This window comes from Paenibacillus sp. D9 (assembly GCF_001188365.1).
In the GTDB taxonomy this organism is placed as follows: Bacteria; Bacillota; Bacilli; order Paenibacillales; family Paenibacillaceae; genus Paenibacillus_O; species Paenibacillus_O humicus.
In genome coordinates this window covers 3,340,109-3,351,774 of the sequence record NZ_JZEJ01000001.1, presented here as the reverse complement: position 1 = coordinate 3,351,774, position 11,666 = coordinate 3,340,109, and the positions used below count along the sequence as shown (strand labels likewise).

Here is an 11,666-nt window from a genome sequence, read left to right as displayed (position 1 = left end):
GCCGCCGCGTTCCCGGCGCACCGCCGAGCAGCCGGTCTCCTCGACGCGCTTCCGGGTGGACTTCCAGCCGTAGGGCACGACCTCCACAGGCAGCCGGAAAGGTCCGAGCTCCGGTACGACCTTCGACTCGTCGGCGACGATGACGAGCCTCCTGGAGGCAGCCGCCACCATCTTCTCGCGGAAATGGGCTCCGCCCCCGCCCTTGATGAGATCGAGCGTTCCGTTCACCTCGTCGGCGCCGTCGATCGTCAGGTCGAGCGGCTCAAGCTCGGACAGCTCGCCGAGCGGAATGCCGAGCTCGCGGGCGAGCTTGTCCGTCGCTTCGGAGGTCGGCACGCCGATGATTTCCAGGCCCTCTTCCTTGACGCGTCTTCCGAGCTCCAAAATCGTGTAGTAGACGGTCGAGCCGGTGCCGAGCCCGACCTTCATGCCGCTGTTTACTTCCCCGGCCGCTTTTTCCCCGGCCGCCTGCTTGTGGTTCATGATCCTGCCTCCCATGGCTGGATGCCGCCGATGCGGCATCGTTCTCATATTCGCTGGCTTACATCCACCGCGCTCCCGGATGCGGCGGCCGCCTGTTCGGCGCCGTCATCCGCCGCCCCGGAAGGGGCGGCAGGGGAGACGCTTGCGCTCTTCTCCGCACAATAGACCGTATGCCCGGCATTGTCAATGAAAGGCGGGCCTTGCATGGAGATCGCCCTAATCAATGGAAAAAGGATGCGGAAAGTCTGGTATACTGAAGCTGACAAGCAAAGCGATTTCATAGATGGGCAGGTGCCGAGTTGCATTATTTTCAGCAAGCCTACTCCGTATTTTATATTCTCAACCTGATTCTGGCCGTCACCGTCATCTTCCTCGAGCGGCGGAATATCGCGGCCACATGGGCTTGGCTGATGATTCTCTATTTCCTGCCGGGTGTCGGATTCGTCCTGTATCTGCTCCTCGGACAGAACCTGAGCCGCCGCAAAATCTACAAGTTCAAGCTGAGCCAGCTGAAAGCGGCCCGCCAGCGGCTCAAGACGCAGCAGCGGATCGTCGAGAACGGGCTTTATTCGTTCAATGACCCGCTCATGACGTATTACCAGGATATGATCTACATGAACCTGGTGTCGAGCGATTCGCTGTACACGCAGGACAACGAGGTCGAGGTGTTCACGGACGGCGAGACCAAATTCGATGCCCTGCTGCGGGACTTGGAAGCGGCGCAGGAGCATATCCATCTGATGTACTACATCATCCGGGCGGACAAACTCGGCAAGCGCATCCTGCACACGCTTATCCGCAAGGCCGAGCAAGGGGTGGAGGTGAGGCTGATCTACGACGATATCGGGAGCATCCGCCTCAACAAGAAGTACCTCCGCATGCTCGTGAAGGCCGGAGGGCAGGTCGGAGCGTTTTTCCCGTCCCGCATCTTCTTCATCAACCCGAGGCTGAACTACCGCAACCATCGGAAGATTGTCGTCATCGACGGCAAAATCGGCTACATCGGCGGCTTCAACATCGGCGACGAGTATGTCGGCAAGGTGAAGAAATTCGGCTTCTGGCGGGATACCCATCTGCGCCTCGAAGGCAGCGTCGTCGCCCAGCTGCAAGGCCGGTTCCTGCTGGACTGGAGCCTCGCCTCCTCCAAGCCTTTCATGACGGACTCCCGCTACTATCCGGCCCCTGCATCGGGGGGTACCGTCGGCATGCAGATCGTCTCCAGCGGACCGGACTCGGAATGGCAGCATATCAAGAACGGCTACATCAAGATGATCAACGCGGCGAAGATATCGGTCATGCTCCAGACTCCGTATTTCGTCCCGGACGACAGCCTGCTCAACGCCCTCAAGATGGCCGCGATATCCGGCGTGGACGTCAAGGTCATGCTGCCGAACAAGCCGGACCACTTCTTCGTCTACTGGGCGTCGCATTCCTATTTCGGGGAGCTGCTGTCCGCCGGGGTGAAATGCTATCAGTACGGCAACGGCTTCCTGCATGCCAAAACCCTTGTCGTTGACGGCAATATCGCCTCTGTCGGCACGGCCAACATCGATATCCGCAGCTTCAAGCTCAACTTCGAGGTCAACGCCTTCATCTATGATTCCGCGACGGCGCAGCGGCTTCAGCGCATTTTCCAGGACGATCTGCTGCACTGCAAGGAGCTTTCCCTGGAAGACTACGATTCCCGTTCCGCCTGGCACAAATTCAAGGAATCGGTCAGCCGGCTGCTTTCTCCCATTTTGTAGAAACTGGATGCTTTGAAAAGGCCATCCAGCCGAGTGTGGTATAATAGAGGTCGCTGGCCCGCCGCTCCGACCCTATCCACACCCAAGGAGAGTGATGACCGATGTCCGTTGACGCTGCGCAAGCGAGCAGAGCCATCCTCGATGGCGAGAGCTTTTTGGCGGAGGAAATCGTAAGGCTTCAGTACGAGAGGCAGCCCGGTCTGGCGGAGCGCTTTGGCCGGATCGGCCACGAGAAGACGCTTGAGGACACCCGCTACAGCCTGAAGTATCTGGTCGAAAGCGTGAGCCTCCAGAGTCCGCTGCTGTTCTCCAGCTATATGACCTGGCTTCGGGTGCTGCTGATTCAATATAAGGTTTCCACGGAGGACCTGTACATCAATATGCTTTGTCTTCAAAACGTTCTGGGCAAACACCTGGAGAAACGCGACTACGAGCTCGTCTCTCCCTATATCGATGCTGCTCTGAGGCAGCTGGACACCGATGCGGAGCTGACGGACTCCCATCTGGACAGCAGCGCCGCAGCCGACGAAGCGCGGGCTTACTTATCCATGCTTTTGCAAGGAGACCGGAGCGGAGCCAGCCGCCTCATCATGGGGCTTGTCGACGGCGGGATGCCGCTTCAGACGATCTACCTGGAGATTTTCCAGAAGTCGCAATACGAAATCGGCAGGCTCTGGCAGCTCGGCAGGCTGACGGTAGCCCAGGAGCATTACTGCAGCGCCGCCACCCAGCTGATCATGTCGCAATTGTTTCCCTATCTGTTCCATCATTCCCGCAAGGGAAAGAAGCTGGTCGCGGCCTGTGTCGGCGGAGAGCTGCACGAGATCGGACTGCGCATGGTGACGGATATCTTCGAGCTGAACGGATGGGATACGTACTACGTCGGAGCCAACATGCCGATCGGGCCTCTGATCCGGTCCCTCAAGGAGTACGGAGCCGATGTGCTGGCCATCTCCTGCACGATGACCTATCACGTCGGGCTGGTCAAAGAACTGATCGCCGAGGTGCGGCGCGATCCCGAATGCGACGGGATTCGGATCCTTGTCGGAGGGTTTCCATTCAATATCGACCCTGAATTATGGGAGAAAGTAGGCGCGGACGGATATGGACGCGACGCGGAGGAATCCGTGCTCAAGGCAGGAGAGCTGACGAAACGATGAAGGCGGTGAGTTCATGGACAGCATCAATGCGGCTCCGAAGACGGACCAGAAGGACATCACCCTTCTCTGCAGCCGCACAGGAAGAATTTCGACCATCATCAGAGACGACTATGGCATTTCCGCTCGCTTGAGCGGGGGCGGCCATGTGATTTCCGTGATGGACGAAATGAACGCTCTCAAATTTCACGACTTTCTAAACCGGCTTGATCAGGAAAAGGCGATTTTCAATTGGGAATTGAACCTGACCCTGGAAGACAGGCCGGTTCTTTTTTATTTCAACGGGGGCGTTTTCGACGACCATCTGCTCGTCGTCGGCTCCACGTACAACCCGGGGTATTCGTTCTTTTACGATGAGCTGATGAAGATCAACAACCAGCAGATGGTGACGCTTCGCGACACGATCAAGAAGCTCTCCAATCAGATCGTAGAGAAGATGGAGCAGGAGATGAGAACGTTCGACGAGTTCTCCGCCCTGAACAATGAGCTCGTCTCCTTGCAGCGCCAGCTGGCCAAAACGAACATCGAGCTGAAGCAGGCCAAGGAGAACGCCGAGAACGCCGACCGCTCGAAGAGCGTGTTCCTGGCTACGATGAGCCATGAGATCCGCTCTCCGATGAACGGAATCATCGCCATGAGCGAGCTGCTTTCCCAGTCGGAGATGTCCGAGCAGCAGCGGGAGTCGGTATCCATCATCATGGACTCCGGGCAGCTGCTGCTCACCATCATCAACGACATTCTTGATCTGTCCAAGATCGAGGCGGGAGAAATGAAGCTCGAAACGGCGCCGTTCGACCTGCGCGCCGCGCTGGAGCACACGATGCAGCTGCTGCAGTCCAGAGCGCAGCTGCAGCAGGACTCCCTGCGCTGTTATATCGATCCGCGCATCCATACGCCTGTCGTCGGGGACGCCGGCCGCTTCCGGCAGGTGCTGATCAATCTGGTCGGCAATGCCGTCAAGTTCACCCAGGACGGTGAAATCGAAGTGCGTCTCTACCTGCTTTCCCGCAGCGGCGGGCGCCAGAAGATCCGCATCGAGATCCGGGATACCGGAATCGGCATATCGGAGGAGAATGCCAGGAGACTGTTCACGCCCTTCTACCAGGTCGACAGCTCCTTGACGAACAAGTTCTCCAGCACGGGTCTCGGCTTATCGATCACGAAACATCTCGTTGAAATGATGGGAGGCCAGATCGGGGTCGACAGCCGTTTGGGCGAGGGCTCGGAGTTCTGGGTCGAGGTCGAGCTCCAGCAGCAGGAGCAGCAGCGCGGCTCAGCGGATTCGGCGGGACGGCCGACGGCCGTCGACGGGCTTGCCGGCAAGGACACCGCGACCGTAATCCTGCTGGCGGAGGACAATCCGGTCAATCAGCATGTGACGATGCTGCAGCTGCGCAAGCTCGGCTTCAGCAACGTCATTGCGGCAGGCAATGGCGAGGAGGCGGTGGAGCTGTGGAAGAAGCATGAGCCGCGCCTCATCCTCATGGACAACCAGATGCCGCTGCTGGACGGCTTCCAGGCGGCAGGCCGAATCCGCAAGCTCGAAGCCCGCGAGGAGATGGCGGCAGTGCCGATCATCGCGCTCACGGCGAACGCCATGATCGGCGACCGCGACCGCTCGATCAGCGCAGGGATGAACGATTACCTGGCCAAGCCGGTGACGCTGGAGAAGCTGGCGGGCATTCTGCTCCGCTGGCTGCCCGACGCGATGGGACATCGCCCGCTCGCCCCGCCGAACACGGCGCCGGACGAACCGAAGCTCGTCAGCGTGGATACTCTGGCGGACATCGCTCCTCTTCCGTGGAGCGGCGACGATGTCGGCATGCTGCTGGAGCTCGTGCTTCTGTTCGAGCAGGACACACCCGCCAAGGTCGAGCAGCTGAGGCGGGCTGCCGCTGAAGAAAACCATGAGCAGGTGGAGCTCCTGTCCCACCATATCAAATCCGCTTCCTTGAGCATCGGCTTTGTCGCGCTTGCCCGCCTTGCAGGCGATCTGGAGCAGAAGGCGAGATATTCCGCCGGCAGCTACGGACCTGAAGCGGAGCGCCTTGAAGGGCTGCTGGAGGCTTCTTGCCGGGAGATCCGGGAGCTGCTCGAAGCCTGATTTTCCGCCCGATCCCGATTCCGCCTCCTCCGCTCCGGGTAAGAAGGACGAAGAAGACATCCTAATTCCCGTCCGGCCGATAGGGAAACCGGGCAGAAAAATCGGAGGCGAGCGACGAGACGATAAGATATGCGGGAGTATTCCGCGATGACGATCATGCTCTTCGAGCAATCGAGGAGCTTCAGGCATCCGGCTTCAAGCGGGACGAGCTGTCGGTGCTTACCCAGGACAAGGAACGCTACGAGGGCATGATGGACGAATCGGGAACGATGGCTCCGGAAGGCATTGCCGCCGGCGTGACGACGGGAGGGCTGGCGGGCGGGGCGGTCGGCCTGCTCGCGGGTCTTGGAGCGCTGGCGATTCCCGGGATCGGGCCTCTGCTCGCTGCCGGGCCGATCGTCGCCGCGATCAGCGGCGCTGCCGTCGGAGCCAGCACGCTCGGCATCGTCGGCGGACTGGTCGGGATGGGATTCCCGGAGAGCGAAGCGGAGCGGTTCCAGAACGAGGTGAAGGACGGCCGCATTCTCGTGTTTGCGGAAGGCGACCGGCATGATGCAAGAGACATCCTGGGCATCATGGAGCGCGCCGGAGCGATCCGCACCCATAAGCTTGATGCCGGCAACGATCCGGGACGTCCGGGTGCGGGAGACGTCACGATCGTTTAGATCGACTATTTTTCAAGCGGAGGTGCATGATGATGCCATGGGCTAAAAACGATTATCCGCCGTCGATGAAAAATCTCGACAAGCGGGTGCGGGACAAAGCGGTGGAGATCGCCAACGCGCTGCTGAAGGATGGATACGAGGAGGGCCGGGCGATTGCCATCGCCACTTCTCAGGCGGAGAAATGGGCGGAGGAGCATCCCGGCGGCGGAGGCGGACATGCGGAAAAATCCGAAGAGCGCGACGGCCGGGAGAAGGATTCGGATGCGAAAGGCCGTTCCGGACAGCGCGGCAGCGAAACCGGAGGCTCCATCCAGCATGTCGTTCCTCACGACGGGGAATGGATGGTGAAGGATGCCGGCGCGGACAAAGGCGACACCTATTCCACCAAGGCAGAGGCGGTGGAGGCCGCCAGGAAATCGGCTTCCGACCGCGGCGGCAGCGCCATCGTCCATCGGGCCGACGGAACGGTGGAGACATCCCATAACTACTCCTGAGCGGGCAGGGTGCTGGAGCGCAGGGCTCCAGGCCATGCCGCTTCTGCGGATGGATGTGACCGTCCACTTGAAGCGAATTGAAATGAAAGTCCGTTAAAGCGGCTTGAAATGAGTCCTCCTGAGTAGGATTAAAAGCAGATCCCCCTTCGCCGACCGCTAGGTCTGCAAAGGGGGATTTGCTACTTCTGCAGGGTGACGCTGTCGTCCCCGTAGCTTGCTTTGGCATGGAGGATTTCCGTGAAGAAGGCCAGCGGCACCGTCATCCGGCCTTTGCTGTCGTAGGACGGAGCGGCTCCGAGCGCGACCGGGGCCATCTTGTTGTAGGTGTAGGAGTCGCTGCCGATCGTGACGGCAGTCCATTGGCTGCCTTTGCTGAGCTCGAGCGTCGAGGTGCGCTTATCCCATTTCAGCTTGTAGCCGAGCGCTTCGGCCGCATCCCTTACCGGTACGATCGCAACCCCGTCCTTGTTGGGGACAGCCTGGACGCCGCTCAAAGCCTTGCTGCCGACGATGACCTGCAGAGGTTTTGAATCCTCGCCGTGGGTGGGAAGAGGAATTTTGAACTCCGGATTGCCGCTCGCGCGGGGAGCGATTTCACCCTGCTGGAAGACGACATAGACGTCCTGGGCTTTCACGTAGAACACGCTGTCCGCCGTCACGCCTCTGAAGCCGTCATCATCGGCAAAGTAATTCTCTTTGTCCTTGGAGATCGCAGCCTGAACGGCCGCCCCGACCTCGCTCTCGTAATGGCTGCCGAACAATGCCGCCAGCGTCACGGGCGAAGCTTGCGAGGCGTTTCGGAAGGTCGCCGCGCTTACATGCGTATCCCCGTTCGCTCCGCCTTCGTAGGTGTACGTGCTCATTTTAATAGAGACCATTCCACCGGCAGCCGGCGAACCGTCCGAGGCGACTTCGAAGGTCGTCTTGATCTCGGAAGGGATGAAGCTCGTTGGGTTCGCTTTTTTGCGCTCGGCGGCCGCCTTTTTCAGCGAGTCCAGCTCTTTGGCCGCAGCCTGCTCCATCTGCGCATTCCATTCCTCCTGGAACTTGGCATCGAGCAGCCCGCTCAGGACGGGAACATCGATGTCGGCTTTATACAACTCGTCCTCCGTACGGACCGGTTTGGCATCTACCTGGACGGAGGCGGCAGGAATCGGTTTGGATGAGGCCGGGAGCGGAACCGCGAACACGGGAATTCCAGCCGCATAAGGAGCGATCTCGTAAGGCTGGAAGACGATCTGTGCGCTGCCGTCCTTGATATAGAAGGACTGATCCGCCGCCACGCCGGTGAAAGCGTCCTTGAAATAACCATTCGCGTTCCGGGCGATCTGCCGCTTGATCTCCGTGTTGATTGCCGCCGGGTAAGAGTCCCCGAACAGCATCTTCAAGGTGACGGCTGAAGCGGAGCCGGCGTTCTTGACGTTGTAGGTGTCAATCCTGGAAATGCCGTGCGCTCCACCCGCAAAGATGTAGGTATTGAGCTTGAGGGAAACAATGGCACTGTCCGTACCCGTTCCGGATAAGCCAGCGGAATATTGCAGCTTGATTTCATAAGGATGGAACTCATTGCCGGCTTTTTTCGCTGCGGCCAGGCCGGAGGCGGCCTGCTTCTTCACGGCATCCAAGTCCGCCATGGCCGTGCGCTCCATCTTTTCATTGAGCGATTTCTGGTAGGAGGCGTCCTTGAGCCCGGAGACGACGGGAACGAACAGAACGGCTTTCAAAGCCGATGTCGATTGAACGATTTTTTTGGCGGTGACCGAGACGCTAACCGCTTTAGCCTGCGTTGAAGCGGGCAGGGAGGCATAGGCGGCCGGGCCGACGGAGACGCGAGCTTGTCCAGGCGCCAAAGCGGATGCATGAGCGGAGGGCAGAGAGGCCGTGCTGAGCAGGGCAGCGCCGGTCAAGCCGAGGAGCAAAGCTTGGATTCGCTTTTTCGATTCGTTGCGTTTCGCCATGTTGTTTCCTCCATCTATAAGCCTCTGGCAGCAGAGGTCGATTTCATTCTGTATACTAGACCGTTCTGACGGCGCGAAGGTTACAAACGGGTAACGTTCTCTTCCCATTCCATGGAGAAGCTTGGAATTCCTTCTCGAATGGGGCAAAAAGAGAATCAAATGCTGAAGGGATCTGTCGAACTATCGTTGGGAGAATAGTCCTGACAAGCCCTTGATCTTTCTTTGCTTGAGCGAAAAGCCGTTCCCGCCTCGCTGCTGAAAGTTCAGGTTGAGCTTCCGGGCCAACGGGTAATATAACTTATATTCGACTGACCGACAGCAAAGGAGAGGATTATGATGGCGAAAATCGCATTCCTGCTTGGACCGCAATTCGAGGACAGCGAGATGAAAGCACCGTATGACGCTATCCGCGCGGATGGTCACGAGACGGTGATTATCGGCCTCAAGGCCGGCGAGAAGCTTGAGGGCAAGCAGAAAAAAGCGGAGTATACGACCGATCTCGGCATTCAAGACGCCGATGCTTCCGACTACCAGGCCGTTGTGATTCCGGGAGGATCATCTCCTGAAGCTCTTCGCAACGATCACGACATTCAAAAATTCGTGCAGAAATTCGATGAGGAAGGCAAGACGATTGCCGCGATCTGCCACGGACCTCAGATTCTGATCAGCGCGGGTCTGGCCAAAGGGCGCACGCTGACCTGCTACCCGCCGCTGCGTGACGACTTGGCCAATGCAGGCGCTCATTATGTGGATCAAGAGGTTGTCGTGGACCGCAATTTCATTTCTTCCCGAACGCCGAAGGACGAGCCTGCCTTTATCCGGGAAACGCTGGAGCAGATTAAAAAAGGCTTGCCCCAAGCATCCCGATAAGGAAGGGATATGCCGGATGGAAATGAGCGGAAACGCAGCGTTTCCGGCGTCCAAAGCCATGCCGCCGAAGAAGCAGTCTCAGCTGCTCATCCGGCGGTTTTTTGGCGAGTTGGCGGATTTGCGTTGTCATCCGAATTCAAGTAGGATGAAGAAAGCGGCTTCGTCCATTAGATGGAAAGCCCCGCCGGCAAAAAGCCGGCATCTTCTCCTTGGGAGTGTCGATCTCCGATGAACCTGAATATCCAACCATCGTCGCTATGGTCGCTGCTGATTCCGCTGATCGGCGGACTCGCCGTTATCGTCCTGCGGGTGCGTTCTACCCGGAAACCGACAACCATGCGCAAAATATTGATTCCACCTCTAGGCATGTCCACGGGCTTTCTCATGTTCGTCGTGCCGCAGACTCATATTCCGTGGCTGTGGGGATTGGCTGCCTTCGCGGCAGGGGCGCTGTTTTTCGCGGCGCCGCTGATCACCACCTCCAAGATGGAGTTTGTCGGAGATGACGTTTATCTTCGCCGCTCGAAAGCTTTTTTCTTCATTATCCTGATTTTGCTTGCCATCCGTCTGGTCCTCCATGACTTCGTGGAGCAGTATGTGACGGTCATGCAGACGGCGTCCTTGTTCTTCCTGCTGGCATTCGGCATGCTGGTGCCATGGCGGCTGGCGATGGCCTCGAAGTTCAGGCGTCTGCAGCGAAGCCGGGCTTCCTCGCTTCAGTCCTGAAGCAGAATCAATCGAGCCTTCCGCATCAGGCGGCTTCTGCGCATCTCTCCCTCGCCGGGTTTCCGGCGGGGGAGTTTTGTTCCTGCGGAAGGCATGGAGTTGGGCCGCTAGCATGTGTCCGGACGATTCGGTTTTCGGTTGCAGGTGCAGGCAGCTTCTTCTACAGTGGCGGCGATCCTTATCCAGCAACCGAATATTCGATGAAGGAGCCTCCGCTATTTGGGACCGAGGCGGGTCTACATAGCGAAGAGATGCGATCGGGATCGTTTGACAGTGCGCTTAGGGATGTGCTAAGTTAGTATCATCCAATTTAATTGTATGCAATATAGTTGCGGAAGGAGTCGATCCCTTGCTGGATTCCCACCATGACCAGACCGCGATGCCCGGCGAGCAGGGCGATCATTCGCTTCTCCAGTTGGATCATCAGCTTTGTTTTGCGCTGTATGCCTGCTCCAAGGAAGTAACCCGGTTATACCGTCCTCTCCTGCAAGAACTAGGCCTCACGTATACGCAGTATGTCACGTTGTTGGCTCTATGGGAAAGGGACGGGGAACCGGTCAAATCGCTGGGAAGCCGGTTGTACCTGGACTCCGGCACGCTGACGCCGCTGCTTAAAAAGCTCGAGTCGATGGGCCTGGTGAACCGGGTGCGGGATCGAGCCGACGAGCGGATGCTGAGGGTGAATCTGACGGAGGCAGGACAAGCCATGCGGGCAAAGGCCGGCAGCATTCCGCGGAAGCTGTGCGAGGTCACAGGCATGGAGCTTCGCGATCTTGAAGCGCTCAGGCTGCAGCTGCAGCAGCTGAACGCCGTTATCCAACACCATTATGAGGAGGATTCGGAACATGGCGAAGATTGACAACTACACGCTTGAGACGATCAAAGGGGACAAGAGCGAGCTTTCCGACTACACGGGCAAGGTGCTTCTGATCGTCAATACGGCCAGCAAATGCGGCCTTACGCCGCAATATGAAGGGCTTCAGGCTTTATATAACAAATACAAGGATCAAGGCCTGGAAATTCTCGGTTTCCCGAGCAACCAATTCGCGGGCCAGGAGCCGGGCAGCAGCGAAGAAATCGATAGCTTCTGCCAGCTGAACTACGGCGTCAGCTTCCCGCTGTTCGCGAAGACCGACGTCAATGGCGATGCTGCGCATCCGCTGTTCAAGCAGCTGGTCTCCGACGCCCCATTCCAAGGCTTCGACTCTTCTCCGAGCGGACAGAAATTCCAGGGCATGTTCCAGCCGGAACAGCTCGAAAGCAACGATGTGAAGTGGAACTTCACCAAGTTCCTGGTGGCCAGGGATGGATCGATCGTGAAACGCTTCGAGCCGAATGTGCTTCCTCAAGATATCGCGGCGGACATCGAGAAGCTTCTCTAGAGACTGGCTCGGGCAGCCTTTTCGTGTAGATATAGCTGCAACTCTAACAAGCCTTTTCTCCAATTCGGTCTCTAAGGATCCT

The 11,666-nt window shown here is 58.4% G+C and carries 11 protein-coding genes; 9 read left to right on the top strand and 2 right to left on the bottom strand.

Translation table 11 applies throughout. The annotated features are described in order from the left end of the window. Positions 1 to 483 (bottom strand): ribose 5-phosphate isomerase A (gene rpiA, locus VE23_RS15120; RefSeq protein ID WP_232316965.1); only part of this gene is annotated, 483 nt, incomplete at its 3' end. Positions 484 to 782: 299 nt separating this feature from the next. On the opposite strand from rpiA, the gene cls reads away from it, so the two are divergent. From cls to VE23_RS15095, 5 genes are all read left to right on the top strand, one after another. Then, positions 783 to 2,228: a cardiolipin synthase gene (gene cls / locus VE23_RS15115; RefSeq protein ID WP_021878623.1), complete on the top strand. Its 1,446-nt coding sequence runs from the start codon at positions 783 to 785 to the stop codon at positions 2,226 to 2,228. Positions 2,229 to 2,329: 101 nt separating this feature from the next. Continuing rightward, positions 2,330 to 3,388, top strand: coding sequence for a cobalamin B12-binding domain-containing protein (locus VE23_RS15110; RefSeq protein ID WP_021878622.1), 1,059 nt, complete (start codon positions 2,330 to 2,332; stop codon positions 3,386 to 3,388). 13 nt (positions 3,389 to 3,401) lie between these two features. Next, positions 3,402 to 5,489, top strand: coding sequence for an ATP-binding protein (locus tag VE23_RS15105; protein WP_049868427.1), 2,088 nt, complete (start codon positions 3,402 to 3,404; stop codon positions 5,487 to 5,489). 122 nt (positions 5,490 to 5,611) lie between these two features. Beyond that, a complete protein-coding gene (locus VE23_RS15100; RefSeq protein ID WP_049868426.1) occupies positions 5,612 to 6,154 on the top strand; it encodes a general stress protein in 543 nt (180 codons plus the stop codon). Between the two features lie 26 nt (positions 6,155 to 6,180). Continuing rightward, positions 6,181 to 6,648 carry a DUF2188 domain-containing protein gene (locus VE23_RS15095; protein WP_332310172.1) on the top strand — a complete coding sequence of 156 codons (468 nt, stop codon included), beginning with the start codon at positions 6,181 to 6,183 and terminating at the stop codon, positions 6,646 to 6,648. 179 nt (positions 6,649 to 6,827) lie between these two features. On the opposite strand, the gene VE23_RS15090 is transcribed toward VE23_RS15095, so the two are convergent. After that, complete coding sequence (locus VE23_RS15090; protein WP_049868425.1) at positions 6,828 to 8,606, bottom strand: PdaC/SigV domain-containing protein; 1,779 nt, start codon at positions 8,604 to 8,606, stop codon at positions 6,828 to 6,830. A gap of 336 nt (positions 8,607 to 8,942) precedes the next feature. Here VE23_RS15090 and VE23_RS15085 point away from each other — a divergent pair, with 336 nt between their 5' ends. The 4 genes from VE23_RS15085 to VE23_RS15065 all read left to right on the top strand — a co-directional run bounded on the left by VE23_RS15085 (position 8,943) and on the right by VE23_RS15065 (position 11,584). Further along, positions 8,943 to 9,476 carry a type 1 glutamine amidotransferase domain-containing protein gene (locus VE23_RS15085; protein WP_048748138.1) on the top strand — a complete coding sequence of 178 codons (534 nt, stop codon included), beginning with the start codon at positions 8,943 to 8,945 and terminating at the stop codon, positions 9,474 to 9,476. A gap of 228 nt (positions 9,477 to 9,704) precedes the next feature. Then, entirely contained in the window at positions 9,705 to 10,202 is a 498-nt protein-coding gene (locus VE23_RS15075; RefSeq protein ID WP_048748136.1) for a CcdC family protein, read from the top strand. Between the two features lie 379 nt (positions 10,203 to 10,581). Continuing rightward, a complete protein-coding gene (locus VE23_RS15070; RefSeq protein ID WP_048748145.1) occupies positions 10,582 to 11,061 on the top strand; it encodes a MarR family winged helix-turn-helix transcriptional regulator in 480 nt (159 codons plus the stop codon). Beyond that, positions 11,048 to 11,584, top strand: coding sequence for a glutathione peroxidase (locus tag VE23_RS15065; protein ID WP_048748135.1), 537 nt, complete (start codon positions 11,048 to 11,050; stop codon positions 11,582 to 11,584). Before VE23_RS15070 ends, VE23_RS15065 begins: the two co-directional genes overlap by 14 nt. Positions 11,585 to 11,666 lie beyond the last annotated feature (82 nt).